Origin of the sequence: Pseudomonas sp. S5D5, from assembly GCF_003013355.1 — a bacterium.
Classification (GTDB): Bacteria; Pseudomonadota; Gammaproteobacteria; order Pseudomonadales; family Pseudomonadaceae; genus Aquipseudomonas; species Aquipseudomonas aylmerensis.
This window is the reverse complement of the sequence record NZ_PTEO01000001.1, coordinates 957,851-975,081: the sequence shown is the minus strand read 5'-3', so window position 1 is coordinate 975,081 and position 17,231 is coordinate 957,851. Positions and strand designations below refer to the sequence as shown.

Genomic DNA, 17,231 nt, shown 5'->3' with positions numbered 1-17,231 from the left:
GTCACGTCGAATTGGTTGTGAAACTCATAAATCATTACCGAGGAGTATTTTCAAATTTTATGAAAGTAATTTTCGCCCACAGACACGTGCTGTCGCGTTGGGATATGCCCGACACGCACGCATGAAAATTCAAGGTGTGTTCTTACATGAAGATCAGCAACTGCCGGAAACTCAGGGGCGGGCGTTGAGTCATAGAATGCGCATCCACTCATGCCCAGGAAAATCGACCATGATTCGCACCTCCCTCGCCGCCGGCGCGCTGTTTCTGACCTTGTGCGGCGCTGCCTCGGCCGCCGATAACGCGGCGCTGAAAAAATGCATGGACGGCGCCAACACGACCGCCGACATGGTCGGTTGCAACGCCAAGGAAGCCAAGGTGCAGGACGATCGCCTGAACCGCGCCTACAAGACCGCCCTCGCCGCCCAGGAAGGCGCGCGCAAACAGCAACTGCAGGACGTGCAGCGCCTGTGGATAAAATACCGCGACGCCAATTGTGCCTTCGCCGGCAGTGCCACCGGCGGCACGATCGACCAGGTCAATGGCTCCGGCTGTGTGCTGGACATGACCCAGACCCGCGCCCAGGAACTCGAAGACCTGGTCGGGCCATAACGCCCGTTGTAGAAACCGGCAGGTTAATCGTGATGGACCTTGGCGCGCTTGAGCAGCTTCTTGCAGCGCTCGGACAAATGCAGCACCCGCAGGTGCTTGCCGGCCTTGGTGTAGCGCTCGCGCAGGGTCATCAGCGCGGCAATCGCTGAATAGTCGACAAAGCTCAGGTGACGGCAGTCCAGCGTCACCTGGGCCGGGTCGTTGGCTGGATCGAATTGGTTCAGGAATGGCGTAGTCGAGGCGAAGAACAAGGTGCCGTGCAGGCGATAGAGCTTGCTGCCGTCGGCCTCCAGATGCTCATCGGCATACAATTCCCGCGCCTGTTGCCAGGCAAAATTCAGCGCGGCAATCACGATGCCGCACAGCACGGCGGTGGCCAGGTCGGTGAACACGGTAATCACCGTCACCGCGAGAATCACCAGCACGTCATTGAACGGCACTTTGTTGATGACCCGCAGCGACGCCCAGGCGAAGGTCTGCTGGGACACCACAAACATCACCCCCACCAGCGCCGCCAGCGGGATCCGCTCGATCAGCGGCGACAGAAACAGAATGAACAACAGGATCATCACCCCGGCAAACACCCCGGAAAAACGCCCGCGCCCGCCAGAACTGAGGTTGATCACGGTTTGCCCGATCATCGCGCAACCGCCCATGCCACCGAACAGGCCCGAGACCATATTCGCCGCCCCCAGGGCCACGCTTTCGCGGTCGGGGTAGCCCCGGCTTTCGGTGATTTCGTCGGTGAGGTTCAAGGTCAGCAGGGTTTCCAGCAGGCCGACCATGGCCATCAGGAACGCGTAGGGCGCGATGATGCCGAGGGTTTCCAGGGTCCAGGGGATCTGCGGCAGGGCAAAGGTCGGCAGGCCGCCGGCGATGTGGGCCATGTCGCCGAGGGTGCGGGTCGGCAGGCCGAGCAGGTACACCGCCAGGCCCACGCCGAGAATCGCCACCAGGGCCGGCGGCACGGCGCGCGTTATGCGCGGCAGCAGGTAGACGATGGCCATGGTCACCAGCACCAGGCCGGTCATCACATACAACGGCGTACCGCTGAGCCAGGTGTCACCGCTTTTGAAGTGTTCCAGTTGCGCCAGCGCAATAATGATCGCCAGGCCGTTGACGAACCCCAGCATCACCGGGTGCGGCACCATGCGCACCAGCTTGCCCAGGCGCAACAGGCCGAACGCGACCATGATCAGGCCGCCCAGCAGCACCGTCGCCAGCAGGTACTCCACGCCGTGCTGTACCACGAGCGCGACGATCACCACCGCCATCGAGCCCGCCGCCCCCGACACCATGCCGGGCCGGCCGCCAAACAGCGCCGTGAGAGTGCAGATGATAAAGGCGCCGTAGAGGCCCATCAGCGGGTTGAGGTGGGCGACCAGGGCAAAGGCGATGCATTCGGGCAGCAACGCAAAAGACGTGGTGAGGCCGGCCAGGGCATCGGCGCGCAGACGGGTGAGGTTCATGAGGTACCAGGGCATTGCGGGGATAAGGCCGGGAATGGTACGGAATTGAACGCGGCAGAACCAGATTTTTCAGGCAGGCAATCCCCGGTGGGGAACGGGCCGGTTGTGACAAACGGAGTCGTTCTGACAAGCACGCGTGTGTGGCGGACGGGCTTGGTGTGATAGGCACGTTTGTGTGGCAGACGGGCTTGGTGTGATAGGCAATTGTGTGTGGCGGACGCGTTCCATGTGGCGAGCGGGCTTGCCCCGCGTTGGGCTGCGAAGCAGCCCCCCAAACCATTCAGCGCATATCTGTCGGAATATAGGTGGTGGCTGGGATGGGGCTGCTTCGCAGCCCAACGCGGGGCAAGCCCGCTCGCCACAAAAAGCCCGGCCGCCCGACCGCCCAACTACAGCTACAACCACAAGTTGAGCGGCAGAAAACTCAGACCATCTCGTGGCGAATCCACTCCACCACCGACGTACGCTTCGGCGCCCAGCCCAGCAGTTCACGCGCGTGTTTGCCGCGCACGCGGCTGTTGGAGCCCAGGCCATAGTTGGCCATTTCATAGCCCCACTCGGCTTCAGCCTCGGCCAATGGCCAATCCTGCGGCTGGCCCAGGTTCAGGGCGGCGGCAATCGCGGTGGTCATGTCGATAAACGCCGCCTCGCCGCTTTCCACAAAGTAGAAGGTGCCCGGCACGTTCCTGGTCAGCGCCAGCAGATACAGGGCCACCACGTCGTCAATGTGCACGTTGGACCAGATGTTCTGCCCGGTCCCCACGTGGCGCACCACGCCGCTCTTGCGGGCCTGCTTGAGCAAGCGCGGCAATTGCACGCTGTCCCGCTTCACACCCAGGCTGTGCCCGTAGATCAAGGTGTTGCAGATCACCGCCGAGTTCACGCCGTCGTTGGCGGCCGCCAGGATCAGGTTGTCGATGGCCACGCGCGCAGCCTTGTCGACCGTCGGCGCCGGCAGGTTGTCTTCAAAGTAGATGACATCACTGGCCTTGCCGCCGGATGCATCACCAACAATGCTCGAACCGCTGGTGTGCAGGAATGGCTTGTTCGAACCTTTCAACGCCGCCAGCAAGGTTTCCACGGCAGCACGATGGTCGCTGCTCGCAGCGTTGATCACCGCATCGGCGCGCTTGGCCTGCTCGGTCAATACGCCGGCGTCATCCAGGGTGCCGATGACTGGGGTAATGCCCAGGGCGCTCATTTCAGCCGCTTGCTCGGCGCTGCGCACCAGGCCGGTAACGTGATGGCCGGCCTTGACCAGGCCCGTGGCGATGGAGCCGCCGATAAAACCTGCAGCGCCGGTGACGAATACGTTCATGGAGTGTGCTCCTGACTGGGTAAGTGATGGGCCCATTGTTACGGACCCCTCCCTGGCGAATAAGCCCCTGATGCCCAATTCACTCTTGCGCGCAGGTCACGAATCAACGGGCATAACGCGCCAATTTGGCCTGGATGAAGTCCAGGAAACACTGGATGCGCAGCGCCAGTTGCGAGTTGCGGTAGAACACCGCGTGGATCGGCTGGCGATAACCGGTATTGAACGCTTCCAGCACCGGCACCAGGCGCCCGGCGCTGATGTCTTCCAGGGTCATGAAATTCGACAGGCAGCAAATCCCCTGCCCTGCCAAGGCCAGGTGACGCAGGGTTTCGCCACTCGACGCAGCAATCCCCGGCTGGATCAGCCAGCGGTCGCCCTCCACATGGCGCAATGGCCAGTGGTTGAGGGTTTCGGTCTGGGTGAACCCCAGCAATGTGTGGTCGGCCAGCTCGGCCACCGTTGCCGGGGCGCCGTGCTGCTTGAGGTATTCAGGGCTGGCGAGGATATGCAGCGGCGACCAGCCGAGGGCGCGCGCATGCAGGGTCGAATCGGCCAGCACGCCGATGCGAATGGCAATGTCGGTACTCTGTTCCAGCAGGTCGATGATCAAGTCATCGCTGTTCAGCTCCAGCTGGATATCCGGGTACAAACGGCGAAACTCGTCGATGTATGGCACGATCCCATGCAGCATGAACGGTACTGCAGCATTGATGCGCAGGCGCCCGGCCGGGTTTTTCTGACGCGACGACAAGCGTTCTTCCAGCTCCTCCATCTGCGCCAGGATCACCTTGGCCTGCTCGAAGAAGTATTTACCCTCCTCAGTCAGGTCCATGCGCCGCGTGGTGCGGTTGATCAACGTGGTGTCGAGCTTGGCTTCCAGGCGCGACAGGGTGCGGCTGACCGCCGAAGGCGTCTGCCCGACCTGCTCCGCTGCGGCGGAAATCGAACCGCATTCAATCACGCTGACGAAGATCTGGAGCTCATCGGATCGGGCTTTCACAGGCTGTCCTCTTTATCGATTCCTGCCAGCTTACACCGAGAGGTTGAACACCTGCGCCAGGTGCTGCTCGTAGCGCGCCACGTCGGCCTCGATGGCCGGGCGTTTCATCACGTCCACGCACAGGAAGGTCGGCAGGCCGGTCATGCCGAGGAACTCGTTGGCCTTGTGGAACGCAAAGTACACCGCGTCGACGCCCTTGGCCTCAAAGAAATCGCTCGGGTCGTCGAAGGCTTGCTGCGGCGCGTTCCAGGTCAGCGAGAGCATGTACTGCTTGCCCTGGATCAGGCCGCCGCTACCGTATTTCTGCGACGAATCGGAACGGGTGCGGCCGTCGCTGGCGTACAGGCTGCCGTGGCCTTCGGTGAAGACCTCGTCGATGTACTTTTTGACGATCCACGGTGCGCCCATCCACCAGCCGGGCATCTGGTAGATGATCACGTCGGCCCAGAGGAATTTGGCCACTTCTTCGGCGACATCGTAGCCTTCGTCGATGTGGGTGACTTTGACGTCGATACCGCCACGGTCCAGCACGGCCACGGCGGCGTCGTGCAGGGTGGCGTTGTAGCGACCATCGGAGTGGGCGAATTTTTTACCGCCGTTGAGCAGGAGGACTTTTTTCATCGCAGGGATCCAAGGGGTTAGAAATGTCTGGCGGCAGACTAGCGACTCGTAACCCTGGGAATAAGCGGTGGTGCAGCAAAATACATTTGACCCATACGCACGAATAACTGCGCACTTGTGAATTATCCGCTAATCAGCAGGTGACCCCCCAACAGCGCCATACCGATGAAAAATACGCGTTTGAATACCACCGCGCTGATGCGCTGGCGCAGCGTCTGGCCTAGCCACATCCCCAGCAGCGCCGGGAACAACGCCAACATCGAGGCGTTGATTTCGCCACCGCCGAGGCTGCCGCGCCAGGCCAAACCGGCGGCCAGCGCCAGCGTCGAAACCGTGAACGACAGGCCCAGCGCCTGCACCAACTCATCGCGGTTCAAGCCCAATGCCTGCAGGTACGGGACAGCCGGAATCACAAACACACCGGTGGCCGAGGTGATCACCCCCGTGATCAGCCCACACAGCGGGCCGAGCCAGCGTTCGGTCTCGGGCTTTACCTTGAGCGTGGGCAAAAACAGCCCGCTCAATGCGTACACCAGCAAGGCTCCGCCGAGCGCACGCACCACCCAATGGCCGCCGTCCATGCCCAGCCACACGCTGCCGAGCCCGGTGCCGAGAAAAATCAGCAACAGCAGCGGCCACAGGCGCTTGAACAAGGCGCTCAGGTGCCCGCCGAAGGCCAGTTGCCAGAGATTGGTGACTGTCGAGGGAATGATCAGCAACGCCGCAGCCTGCGCCGGCAGCATAGCCAGGCCGAGCATGCCCATGGCGACGGTGGGCAGGCCGAGGCCGATCACCCCCTTGACGGTGCCGGCCAGCAGGAAGGTACCAATCACCAGCAGCGTAAGGGCTGGGCCGAGGTTTTGGTAGAAGGTCAGGAAGGTATTCATGGGGCGATTGTGAGCGGTTTCGATGCGGCGGGAAATTCGCCATATACTGAGGCAGCCTCTTGTTTTGCGTGAGGCTGAGGACGCCATCGCTGGCAAGCCAGTCACCCGAGAACAGCCGCCATGCACTTTGATTTGATCGACCTGCGCCTCTACCTGCACATCCTCGACACCGGCAACATCACCGCCGGCGCCGCGCGCAGTCATCTGTCCCTGGCGGCGGCCAGTGCGCGCATCCGGGCGATGGAGGCCTCGCTGGGCATCGCCTTTCTCGAGCGCGGCCGTCGTGGCGTCACCCCAACGCCGGCCGGCAAAGCCCTGGCCCGCCACGCGCGCCTGCTGTTGCAACAAGCCGACCACCTGCAACAGGACCTCGCGGAATACGCCAATGGCGTCAAAGGCCAGGTGCGCCTGTTGTGCAACACCACCGCGCTCAGCGAATACCTGCCGGAACTGCTGGCGGATTTCCTGCGCGAACACGCCAACGTGGATATCGACCTGCAGGAGCTGCCGAGCCTGCGCATCACCCAGGCCTTGCGCCAAGGCACGGCCGACCTGGGAATCATCTCTGATGCGGTCGACACCCATGGTTTGCAGACGCTGGCGTTTCGCGACGACCCGCTGGTGCTGATCATGCCCCTTGATCATCCGTTGACCACGGCGAGTTTCATCGACAGCCTGCAATACGACTACGTAGGCCTGGCCGCCAACAGCGCACTCGCGGTGTACCTGGAGGAGCAGGCGCTGCACGCGGGTTTTCGCTTGCAGACGCGCATTCGCGCCGATGGCTTTGATGGGCTGATTCGCATGGTCGCCGGCGGCGCCGGGCTGGGCATCGTGCCCCAGGCCGCACTGGAACGCTGGCCGCTGGGGCGCCGCTTCAAGGCCCAGCCGCTCAAGGAGGACTGGGCCTGTCGCCGATTGCTGTTATGCGCACGCTCTTTCGAACATTTGCCGGGTTACGCCAGGGCCTTGTTCGATGCCTTGGCCCTGCCCTTGCGGAAAAACCCGTAATACACCGCCGACAGGATCAGCAGGAACGGCACGCCAAACACCAGGGTCATCTTGAACGCGTCGGTGAAGTACGTGGTGATCATCACTGCGCCCATCAGCACCAGGCCCAGCAAGGTGCTGTAGGGAAACAGGCGCAGTTCGAACGACAGCTTCGCGCCGCCATGGCGCTGGCGATAGCGCCGGAAGAACAGGTGCGTGAGGAAGATCATGAACCAGGTGAAGATCGCGCCAAACATCGAGATCGCCATCATCAGGGTGAACGAGCTTTCCGGGTACACCACGTTAAGCAAGGTTGCCAGCGCGATGCCCGAGCTGGACAGCAACAGCGCATTCAACGGAATACCGCTCTTGCTCAGGGCGCCCATGGACTTGGGCGCAAAACCTGCGCGAGACAGGCTGAACATCATCCGCGTGGTGATGTAGAGCTGGCTGTTCATCGCCGACAGCGCCGCGATCAGGATCACGAAATTCATCACCCCGGTCGCCCCGGGAATGCCGATGGTCTGCATCACCGTGACGAACGGGCTCTGGGTCTGGCCCGCCTGGTTCCACGGCACGATGGCGAGCATCAGCGCCAGGGTCAGCAGGTAGAACACCACCAGCCGCACGATGGTCGCGCGAAAGGCCTTTTTCACCGCTTGTTCCGGGTCAGCCGCTTCACCGGCGGCGACGGCGATCATCTCCACGCTGAGGTAGCTGAAGATCGACACGATCACCGCGATCCACATGCCGCTCAGGCCATGCGGGAAAAAGCCGTCGTGGGCCGTGTAGTTCTGTACGCCGTATTCCGGGTTGCCGGAGCCGAACACCACGTAGACGGCGAGGAGGATGAAGGCGACGATGGCGCTGATCTTGATGGTCGAGAACCAGTATTCGAAGGTGCCGAAGGTCTTTACGCTGATCGCATTGAGCAGGATCAGCACGCTGGAAAACGACACGATCCATACCCACTCCGGTACGTTGGCGAACCAGTACTTCATGTACATCGCCACCGCCGTGACCTCGGCGCCCACCGCCAGCACGATCGCCGCCCAGTAGGCATAACGCACCAGGAATCCGGCCAGCGGGCTGACGTAGAACTCCGCGTAGGCGCCAAACGAGCCGGAGGTGGAATGGGCCACCGTCATTTCGGCCAGGCAGCCCATCAGCAGCAAGGTGATCAGCGCGCCGATGGCATAGCTGATCAGCACACTCGGCCCGGCATAGCCGATGGCATAGGCGCTGCCCATGAACAGCCCGGTACCGATCGCGCCACCGATGGCGATCATGCTCATCTGGCCGGAAGTGAGCTGGCGCCTGAGGCCCAGTTCGCGGTGGGTAATCTCTGCAAAGCCGTTGTCTGGCGTGGTCACGTGGGGTGCCCCTTTATTATTGTGATGGTTACTGCCGGTGTTGGACCCTGTGGGAGCGGGCTGGCCTGCGATGATTTCGGTGAATTCACCATCGCCATCGCAGGCAAGCCCGCTCCCACCTGTGAAAGGTGTTGCCGTTAAGTAACGCTGTTGCGGACTTTGAATTGCGGCTGGTCCCACGTGGCGTTGTCGAGGATTTCACCGAGAATCTCCACGGCGTCCCACACCTCGGTAAAGCTGGTGTACAGCGGGGTAAAGCCAAAGCGCATGATGCGCGGCTCGCGGTAATCGCCGATCACGCCACGGGCGATCAACGCCTGGATCACCGCGTAGCCTTCAGGGTGTTCGAAGCTCACATGGCTGCCTCGCCGGGCGTGGTCACGCGGGGTGATCAGCACCAGGTCGTGGGCGGCGCAACGAGCTTCGACCAGGTCGATAAACAGGTCGGTCAGGGCCAGCGACTTGGCGCGCAAGCTGGCCATGTCGGTCTGGGCAAAAATCTCCAGGCCGCATTCGACCATGGCCAAGGAAGTGATCGGCTGCGTGCCGCACAGGTAGCGTGCAATGCCGCTGCTGGGCGCGTAGGTCGACTCCATGGCGAACTGCCGAGTGTGCCCGAACCAGCCCGACAATGGCTGGCGCACCACATCCACCAACTCCGGATTCACCCACACAAACGCCTGGGAGCCTGGCCCGCCGTTCAGGTATTTGTAGGTGCAGCCAATCGCGTAATCAGCCCCCGCGGCGTGCAGGTCGATGGGCACCGCGCCCGCCGAATGCGCCAGGTCCCAGATACTCAACGCGCCGCACTCATGGCTCAAGGCGGTGAGTGCCTGCATGTCGTACATGTAGCCGGTCTTGTAGTTGACGTGGGTGAGCATCACCACTGCCACGTCCTGGTCGATGGCTTCGGGCAGCTCGTCGGGGCTGTTGACCAGCCGCAGCGAATAGCCTTGTTGCAGCAGTTCGGCAAGGCCTTCGGCGATATACAGGTCGGTGGGAAAGTTGCTCGCTTCGCTGACAATCACCTTGCGTGCCGGCGTGCGCTGGCGCTGCACGCTCAGCGCCGCGCTGAGCACTTTGAACAGGTTGATCGAGGTGGTATCGGTGATCACCACTTCGCCGTCGCGCGCACCGATCAGCGGTGCCAGGCGATTGCCCAGGCGCTGCGACAGATCCGCCCAGCCCGCGCTGTTCCAACTGCGAATCAAGCCGTTGCCCCACTCTTCGGCGATCACCGCCTGCGCCCGCGCCAACGCGGCCACCGGGCGTGCACCGAGGGAGTTGCCGTCGAGATAGATCACGCCCGCCGGCAAGGCGAACTGTTGACGCAGCGGCGCCAGGGGGTCCTGGGCGTCTAGGGCTTGGCAATGGCTTCGAAGGGTCATGGGCTGTCCTGGTTTTTATAAGGAATATGGACCAAATAATGAACGAAGCTTTAGAGAATTTTCGTGCAAAGTGGTGGGTAACAGGCTAATTAAGCTGTAGGAAATTCGAATTTAACCTCCAAATACGCGGATTTATTCTAACCATGATTCTTGACGCCACCGACCTTCGCCTCCTGCATTTCCTGCAACAGGATGGGCGTATCAGCAACCAGGAACTGGCGGAAAAGGTCGCCCTGTCGCCCTCCGCCTGCCTGCGCCGGTTGCGCCTGCTGGAGAGCGAGGGAATCATCAGCGGCTACCGCGCGGTCCTGAATGCCGAGCAGTTGGGGATTGAGCTGGAGGCCATCGTCCACCTGTCATTGCGCCAGGATGGGGAGGATTGGCACGAGACGTTCATCAAGAAGGTGCAAGGCTGGCCGGAGGTCGCCAGTGCCTATGTGATCACCGGCGCCAGCAACTATGTGCTGCGGGTGCAGGCACGCAACCTCAAGCATTTTTCGGACTTCATCGTGAACCACCTGAACCGCACGGCGGGGGTGATGGATATTCGCTCGGAGATCGTGTTGCAGAAGATCAAGGACCGGGATGAGGTGCTGGATCTGGTAGTGCGCAAATAGCACGAACACCCCACATCAACTGTGGGAGCTGGCTTGCCTGCGATGGCGGTGTGTCATTCACCACCGCTATCGCAGGCAAGCCAGCTCCCACATTTTTTACCGCGTTCAGTCTTCGAGGGCGCGCACGCGCTGCATGCGTTTCTGCTCTACCGGTGCATCAGCCACCTGCAGCTCGAAGTCAAAATCAATCTGCGCAAACCGCCCTTCCACGCCAAATTCCCGGGCCAGTTGCGGATCGTCGCTGAAGCGAATTTCGGCGATCAATTCATCCCGCGTGGCGTAGGCAAAATCATCATGCAGGTACGGATCATCCGACAGGTTGATCTGCGTGGTCAGGTGCCGATGGCCCGGGGCCGAGATAAAGAAGTGGATGTGCGCCGGCCGCTGCCCGTGACGCCCCAGTTGATCAAGCAACTGCTGGGTCGGCCCGGTTGGCGGGCAGCCGTAGCCGGACGGCACGATGCTGCGAAACCGGTAGTTGCCCTGGGCGTCGGTCTCGATGCGCCGACGCAGGTTGAACGCCGATTGCGTCGGGTCAAACCACGAATAGGTGCCGCCGGTATTGGCCTGCCACACATCCACGATCGCCCCCGCCAACGGTTTGCCATCGGTGTCACGCACTTGCCCGCGCATGAACAGCGGCACCGCGGCGTCCGTGCCATCGTCCAGCCGCGCCTCGTACTTGGACAGCGGCGCACCCGCCACATACAGGGGGCCCTCGATGGTGCGCGGAGTGCCGCCGGATTTACCGGCTTGCTCGTCAGCGGCGTCCATCAGCAAGTCCAGGTAATGCTCCAGGCCGAGCCCGGCGGCGAGCAGCCCCGCCTCCTGGTTCTTGCCCAGCTCATTCAGGTAGTTGACCGCCTTCCAGAACTCTTCCGGGGTCACTTCGAGGTCTTCGATGATGTTTACCGTATCGCGCAGGATCCGGTAGATCAGCGCCTTGGTGCGCGGGCTGCCGCCGTCATTGAGGTTGCCGCTGGCTTCCTCGAGGAACTGTTGGGCGTGGGCAGTCTGGGACAGTCGGATGGACATGGTGCAATCCTCATCTTGTAATTATTGGGTGCAGAACAGGCTCAGCGGTCGTCCTCATGGATCGACGAAGGGTGCCGGCACAGGGCATTCACTTCGATGGCCATGTAGGGGTAGAGCGGTAGTTGCATCAGCAGGTCGTGCAGCTCTTGCACGCTGTCGACATCAAACACGCTGTAGTTGGCGTAGTGCCCGGCGATGCGCCACAGGTGGCGCCATTTGCCCTGTTGTTGCAGGCGCTGCGCCAGGGCTTTTTCGTCGGCCTTGAGGCTGGCGGCCCGCTCGGTATTCATGTCGACGGGCAGGTTCACGGTCATTTTTACGTGGAACAGCATGGCAGGCGCCTCTTAGTGTTTATCACGACGGAAGAACGCCAGGCGCTCTTCATCGATGGCCAGGCCCAGGCCCGGAGCGGTGGAGACATGCAACTGGAAATCGCGGTACACCGGCGGCTCGACCAGGATGTCTTCGGTGAGCAACAAGGGGCCGAACAGTTCGGTGTCCCACGCCAGTTTGTTCAAGGTCAGGAAGGCATGCGCCGAGGCCAGGGTGCCGATGCCGCCTTCGAGCATGGTGCCGCCGTAGAGGCCGATCCCCGCGGCCTCGGCAATCGCCGCCGTGCGCAACACCGCGCGGGGGCCGCCGTTCTTGGCGATCTTCAGCGCGAACACCGACGCCGCGCCTTCGCGGGCCAGGTTGAAGGCATCCTCCACGCATTCGATGGATTCATCCGCCATGATCGGCGTCGGGCTGGACAGGTTGAGCCGGGCCATGCCGCTACGGTTGTTGCGCGAGATCGGCTGTTCGATCAGGTCGATACCGTGGTCGCCGAGTACCTTGCACGCGCGCAGGGCCACGGCTTCGTCCCAGGCCTGGTTGACGTCGACGCGCACACTGGCGCGCTCGCCCAACGCTTTCTTGATCGCGATGACATGGGCCAGGTCGCGCCCGACTTCACCGGCACCGATCTTCAACTTGAAGATGCGGTGGCGACGCAGGTCGAGCATCTTTTCGGCCTCGGCTATGTCCTGTTCGGTGTTGCCGCTGGCCAGGGTCCAGGCCACCGGCAAGGCATCGCGCACGCGGCCCCCGAGCAGCTCGCTGACCGGCAGGTCCAGGCGCTTGCCCAGGGCGTCGAGCAAGGCGCTTTCGATACCTGACTTGGCAAAGGTGTTGCCGCGAATACTGCGCTCCAGGCGCAGCATCGCCGCGTTGATATTGCTCGCGTCCTGGCCGATCAGCAGCGGTGCGAAATGGCGGTCGATGTTGACCTTGATGCTGTCGGGGCTCTCGTTGCCGTAGCTCAGGCCGCCAATGGTGGTGGCTTCACCGATGCCCTCGATGCCGTCGGCGCAGCGCACGCGGATGATCACCAGGGTCTGGTTTTGCATGGTGTGCATCGCCAGCTTGTGCGGGCGGATGGTAGGAAGGTCGACGATGACGGTGTCGATCGACTCGATGGCGCAAATCGGCATGGCAATACCCGTTGGGTTCTTTATTGGTTTTGGCCGATTCTGTACCCTATTTTTCGAGGCTTCCAATATAGAATGGGTCTCGCACAATACCCTCAAGGTATGAAAGGAGCCGTCATGGAACTGCGTCACCTGCGCTATTTCCAGGTGTTGGGGGAAACCCTCAACTTCACCCGCGCCGCCGAACGCCTGCACATCGCCCAGCCGCCGTTGAGCCGGCAGATCCAGCAACTGGAGGATGAGTTGGGCGTGGTCCTGCTCGAACGCGGCCGGCCCCTGCGGCTGACCGAAGCCGGGCGGTTTTTCTATGAGCACGCCAATGTGTTGCTCGAACAATTGGGCAAGGTCTGCGACAACACCCGGCGCATTGGCCAGGGTGAGAAGACTTGGCTGGGCATCGGCTTTGCCCCGTCGACGCTGTATGGCGTGCTGCCCGAACTGATCCGGCGCCTGCGCAACCATGACGCGCTGGAGCTGGAGTTGGGCTTGTCGGAGATGACCACCCTGCAGCAGGTCGAAGCGCTCAAGGCCGGGCGCATTGATGTGGGTTTCGGGCGTATCCGCATCGACGACCCGGCCATCGTCCAGCGCGTGCTGGTGGAGGACCGCCTGGTGGCCGTGCTGCCCGCCGGCCATCCTCTGCTCGAGGCGCCCGCCACCCTTGCCCAACTGGCCGCCGAGCCGATCGTGCTGTACCCCGGCAACCCGCGCCCCAGCTATGCCGACCACGTGATTGCGTTGTTCGATGCGCACGGCTTGAGCCTCAAGGTGGCGCAGTGGACCAACGAATTGCAGACCGCCATCGGCCTGGTCGGCGCGGGCATGGGCGTGACGCTGGTACCGGCTTCGGTGCAGGTGCTGCACCGCGCGGACATCGGCTACACGCCGATTGTGGAAGCCACCGCGACGTCGCCGATCATCCTCAGCCGGCGGGTGAATGATCAGTCGCCGGGGCTGAGTCATTGTTTGCACTTGGTGGAAGAGTTGATCTGAAAAATTCCATACATTGAAAATCCAGGGTGGGAGCTGGCTTGCCTGCGATGGCGGTGGTGAATGTTGCACCGCCATCGCAGGCAAGCCAGCTCCCACACTGTGCGTTTCATCGGGTTCAGAAGCTGCGCAGGCGCTTGCGTTGCAACGTCTGGCTAGGGGGTTCATCGAACAGCTTGCGGTACTCGGCCGAGAATCGGCCCAGGTGGGTAAACCCCCAGCCCAGGGCGATTTCGGAGATGGTGTGGGTTGAGCCGTGTTCGAGGATTTGCTGGCGCACGGCGCCCAGGCGGTATTTCTTCAGGTAGGCCATGGGCGACAGGGCGAAGTATTTGCGAAAGGCGTCGAACAGCTTGAAACGCGACACTCCAGCCGCCGCTTCCAGATCCTCCAGGTGCACCGCTTCGCGGGCGTTGTCGTGGATGTACTGCCGGGCGCGGATCAAATAGTGCGGCAGCTTCACGCCCAGCATGTCCCGCAGCTCTTCGGAGTAGTTGTTCGGCTGGGCCAGGATCAAGCCCTTGATCAGCGAACTTTCCAGGTCCCGGGTAAACGCCGCCTGGTCATACAGCTCACTGCTGCGCTCCAGCTCGGCGATGAAATACCGCGCCATGCGCCACCACGACGCAGAAGCGCCGTCGACTGCATCCATCACCGCTTCGAAGCGCAGCGGCGCCTCAATCGGCCGTTGCAGCAAGCCTTCCAGCGACTCGCTCATGGCCGCGCGGGTGATCACCACCTGCAGCTTGCGGCAGTCGCCCGAAATCTCCAGCACCTGATGTTCGTTGGGCGAGATGATCACGCCCTGGTCACGGTTGGACATGAGCCGTTCGCCGTTCTTGCTCAGCTCCTGCTCGCCCACCAGCGGCAGGGTCAGGCTGTAGCTGCTGAAGTGCTCGGCGTCCTCGATGTCGATGGTGACGTCAGTGCCGTATTCGATAATCCCCAGCGTCGTGGCGCGGGACTTGAACACATTGGCACTGTGGTGAAAGCGGATTCGCTCCGGCGTCGCGGTTTGCAGCCGGTGCGGCCCGCAGATGCCGGACATCCAGCTGCAGGCGCCTTCAAGGTCGAAACGCTCGATACGTATATCGCGTGTATTGCTACTCATCACGGGGCACCCACGGCAATTGTGGCCGGCGCGCTCTGACGGCGCGTCCTGGTTGATCGACAGCAAGTTTTACGCCACGCCAGCCGTATTGCCACTGGGTGGATAGCAACCGTCGACTAAGTGGATAAGCCGACGGCTTTTTCGACCCTCACCTTGCAAGACAGTAGCGCATCACGTCACCGCCCTGCACCGCCGTGGGTATTTGCTGCCCAACTTTGCGGCCTGCCTTTGCCCATTAACCGGATAGCCCCTCGCCGCGTCGCAGCCTCTTAATGGCCCACCTGTTTAGCCATTATCAAAAGGTGCCTCCCATGAGTGGTGCAAGAAGCGTCGAGCAATGGAAAAGCTTTATCGAAAGCTGCCTGGATTTTCGCCCGGCCGATGCCGTGTTCCGTATCGCCCGCGACATGTTCACCGAGCCGGAGCTGTTCGACCTGGAGATGGAGTTGATCTTCGAGAAGAACTGGATCTACGCCTGCCACGAAAGCGAGCTGGCCAATAACCACGACTTTGTGACGATGCGCGCCGGGCGCCAGCCGATGATCATCACCCGCGACGGCGAAGGCCAACTGAATGCGCTGATCAACGCCTGCCAGCATCGCGGCACCACCCTGACTCGGGTTGGCAAGGGCAACCAGTCCACCTTCACCTGCCCGTTCCACGCCTGGTGCTACAAGAGTGACGGCCGGCTGGTGAAGGTCAAGGCACCGGGGGAATACCCGGAAGGTTTCGACAAGGCCACGCGCGGTTTGAAAAAGGCACGCATCGACAGCTACAAGGGCTTCGTATTCATCAGCCTGGACGTGCACGGCACGGACAGCCTGGAAGCGTTCCTGGGCGATGCCAAAGTGTTCTTCGACATGATGGTCGCGCAGTCCGCCACCGGAGAGTTGGAAGTGCTGCCGGGCAAGTCCGCCTACACCTATGACGGCAACTGGAAGCTGCAAAACGAAAACGGCCTGGACGGCTACCACGTCAGCACCGTGCACTATAACTACGTGGCCACGGTGCAGCATCGCCAGCAGGTCAATACCGAGAACGGCAGCGGGTCCGCCAGCACCCTGGACTACAGCAAGCTTGGCGCCGGCGACGCGAATACCGATGACGGCTGGTTCGCTTTCAACAACGGGCACAGCGTGCTGTTCAGCGACATGCCCAACCCCAGCGTGCGCTCCGGCTACGCCACGATCATGCCGCGCCTGGTCGAAGAGCACGGCCAGCAAAAAGCCGAGTGGATGATGCACCGCCTGCGCAACCTGAACATCTACCCGAGCCTGTTCTTCCTCGACCAGATCAGCTCACAGCTGCGCATCATCCGCCCGGTGGCGTGGAACAAGACCGAGATCATCAGCCAGTGCCTGGGGGTGAAGGGCGAGTCCGACGCCGACCGCGAGAACCGCATCCGCCAGTTCGAGGATTTCTTCAACGTGTCCGGCATGGGCACACCGGACGACCTCGTGGAGTTCCGCGAAGCCCAGCGTGGCTTCCAGGGGCGCCTGGAGCGCTGGAGCGACATCTCGCGCGGCAGCCACCGCTGGGAGACCGGCCCGACGCCGAACAGCGAGGCTATCGGCATCCAGCCGGCCATGACCGGCACCGAATTCACCCACGAAGGCTTGTACGTCAACCAGCACCGCAACTGGCAGCAGTTCCTGCTCGACGGCCTTGATCGACACGCGTTGAAACTGCGGGAGGTGAAATGATGAACGCGCCATTGCAGTACCAGATCGAGCAGTTTTTCTACCGTAAATCCGAGCTCTGCGATGCCCAGGACTGGGACGCCTATGTAGAGCTGTTCGACCCCCAGAGTGAGTTCCATCTGCCGCAATGGGACTCCGAACACGTCTACACCCGCGACCCCAAGCGCGAGATGTCGCTGATCTACTACGCCAACCGTTCGGGCCTGGAGGACCGCGTCTTCCGCCTGCGCACCGGCAAGGCGGCATCCGCCACGCCGATGCCGCGCACCTTGCACCTGATCAATAACGTGCGCATCAACGAGCAGGCGGACGGCACGCTGGAAGTGCGCCTGAACTGGCACACGCTGTTCTATCGCCTGGCCACCTCGGAGCAGTTCTACGGGCACGCCACCTACCGCCTCAAACCCCATGGCGAAAGTTGGCTGATCACCCGCAAGCACGCGTTGCTGCTCAACGACACCATCAACTCGGTGCTGGATTTCTATCACCTCTAAACGCGCTTGTTGTGGCGAGCAGGATTGTTGTGCTGAGCAGGATTGTTGTGGCGAGCGGGCTTGCCCCGCGTTGGGGCGCGCAGCGGCCCCAATACAGTCACCGCATCTCTTCAGTCAAACAGCGGTGCCTGGACCAGGACCCGCTGCACGCCCCAACGC

General features: G+C 62.1%; 17 protein-coding genes. 6 read left to right on the top strand and 11 right to left on the bottom strand.

What is annotated here, in order from left to right:
- The first annotated feature begins 229 nt into the window (after positions 1-229).
- Positions 230-610 (top strand): lysozyme inhibitor LprI family protein, encoded by a 381-nt coding sequence (locus C9990_RS04630; RefSeq protein WP_065908454.1) that lies wholly within the window; start codon positions 230-232, stop codon positions 608-610.
- Between the two features lie 23 nt (positions 611-633).
- Here the strand turns inward: C9990_RS04630 and C9990_RS04625 are convergent, their stop codons facing one another.
- From C9990_RS04625 to C9990_RS04605, 5 genes are all read right to left on the bottom strand, one after another.
- Positions 634-2,079: a SulP family inorganic anion transporter gene (locus C9990_RS04625; protein ID WP_106802641.1), complete on the bottom strand. Its 1,446-nt coding sequence runs from the start codon at positions 2,077-2,079 to the stop codon at positions 634-636.
- A 424-nt stretch (positions 2,080-2,503) separates the two neighbouring features.
- Entirely contained in the window at positions 2,504-3,397 is an 894-nt protein-coding gene (locus tag C9990_RS04620) for an NAD-dependent epimerase/dehydratase family protein (protein WP_065908450.1), read from the bottom strand.
- A gap of 103 nt (positions 3,398-3,500) precedes the next feature.
- The gene (locus tag C9990_RS04615; protein WP_065908448.1) at positions 3,501-4,397 is read right to left on the bottom strand and encodes a LysR family transcriptional regulator; all 897 of its coding nucleotides are present in this window, start codon (positions 4,395-4,397) and stop codon (positions 3,501-3,503) included.
- A gap of 30 nt (positions 4,398-4,427) precedes the next feature.
- Positions 4,428-5,018 (bottom strand): NAD(P)H-dependent oxidoreductase, encoded by a 591-nt coding sequence (locus tag C9990_RS04610; RefSeq protein ID WP_065908447.1) that lies wholly within the window; start codon positions 5,016-5,018, stop codon positions 4,428-4,430.
- 122 nt (positions 5,019-5,140) lie between these two features.
- Positions 5,141-5,905 (bottom strand): sulfite exporter TauE/SafE family protein, encoded by a 765-nt coding sequence (locus C9990_RS04605; protein ID WP_106802640.1) that lies wholly within the window; start codon positions 5,903-5,905, stop codon positions 5,141-5,143.
- 120 nt (positions 5,906-6,025) lie between these two features.
- On the opposite strand from C9990_RS04605, the gene C9990_RS04600 reads away from it, so the two are divergent.
- Positions 6,026-6,916, top strand: coding sequence for a LysR substrate-binding domain-containing protein (locus tag C9990_RS04600; RefSeq protein ID WP_106802639.1), 891 nt, complete (start codon positions 6,026-6,028; stop codon positions 6,914-6,916).
- Here C9990_RS04600 and C9990_RS04595 read toward each other — a convergent pair.
- Positions 6,862-8,268 carry an amino acid permease gene (locus C9990_RS04595; RefSeq protein WP_106802638.1) on the bottom strand — a complete coding sequence of 469 codons (1,407 nt, stop codon included), beginning with the start codon at positions 8,266-8,268 and terminating at the stop codon, positions 6,862-6,864. The genes C9990_RS04600 and C9990_RS04595 overlap by 55 nt on opposite strands.
- 137 nt (positions 8,269-8,405) lie before the next feature.
- A complete protein-coding gene (gene kynU, locus C9990_RS04590) occupies positions 8,406-9,656 on the bottom strand; it encodes a kynureninase (protein ID WP_106802637.1) in 1,251 nt (416 codons plus the stop codon).
- Between the two features lie 143 nt (positions 9,657-9,799).
- Here kynU and C9990_RS04585 point away from each other — a divergent pair, with 143 nt between their 5' ends.
- Complete coding sequence (locus C9990_RS04585) at positions 9,800-10,273, top strand: Lrp/AsnC family transcriptional regulator (protein ID WP_106802636.1); 474 nt, start codon at positions 9,800-9,802, stop codon at positions 10,271-10,273.
- Positions 10,274-10,378: 105 nt separating this feature from the next.
- Here the strand turns inward: C9990_RS04585 and catA are convergent, their stop codons facing one another.
- Genes catA through C9990_RS04570 form a run of 3 tightly spaced genes read right to left on the bottom strand, consistent with a single transcriptional unit; the run spans position 10,379 to position 12,780 of the window.
- On the bottom strand, positions 10,379-11,308 hold the full coding sequence (gene catA / locus C9990_RS04580; RefSeq protein ID WP_065908436.1) for a catechol 1,2-dioxygenase: 930 nt from the start codon (positions 11,306-11,308) through the stop codon (positions 10,379-10,381).
- A gap of 41 nt (positions 11,309-11,349) precedes the next feature.
- A complete protein-coding gene (gene catC / locus C9990_RS04575; protein WP_106802635.1) occupies positions 11,350-11,640 on the bottom strand; it encodes a muconolactone Delta-isomerase in 291 nt (96 codons plus the stop codon).
- A gap of 12 nt (positions 11,641-11,652) precedes the next feature.
- Entirely contained in the window at positions 11,653-12,780 is a 1,128-nt protein-coding gene (locus C9990_RS04570; RefSeq protein WP_106802634.1) for a muconate cycloisomerase family protein, read from the bottom strand.
- Positions 12,781-12,894: 114 nt separating this feature from the next.
- On the opposite strand from C9990_RS04570, the gene C9990_RS04565 reads away from it, so the two are divergent.
- Positions 12,895-13,770, top strand: coding sequence for a LysR family transcriptional regulator (locus tag C9990_RS04565; protein ID WP_106802633.1), 876 nt, complete (start codon positions 12,895-12,897; stop codon positions 13,768-13,770).
- Between the two features lie 115 nt (positions 13,771-13,885).
- On the opposite strand, the gene C9990_RS04560 is transcribed toward C9990_RS04565, so the two are convergent.
- Complete coding sequence (locus C9990_RS04560) at positions 13,886-14,878, bottom strand: helix-turn-helix domain-containing protein (RefSeq protein WP_106805603.1); 993 nt, start codon at positions 14,876-14,878, stop codon at positions 13,886-13,888.
- A 311-nt stretch (positions 14,879-15,189) separates the two neighbouring features.
- On the opposite strand from C9990_RS04560, the gene antA reads away from it, so the two are divergent.
- Together antA and antB are read left to right on the top strand one after the other, a co-directional pair.
- Positions 15,190-16,581, top strand: coding sequence for an anthranilate 1,2-dioxygenase large subunit (gene antA / locus C9990_RS04555; protein WP_065908427.1), 1,392 nt, complete (start codon positions 15,190-15,192; stop codon positions 16,579-16,581).
- The gene (gene antB / locus C9990_RS04550) at positions 16,581-17,072 is read left to right on the top strand and encodes an anthranilate 1,2-dioxygenase small subunit (RefSeq protein WP_106802632.1); all 492 of its coding nucleotides are present in this window, start codon (positions 16,581-16,583) and stop codon (positions 17,070-17,072) included. The genes antA and antB overlap by 1 nt, the downstream gene beginning before the upstream one ends.
- Positions 17,073-17,231: the final 159 nt, after the last annotated feature.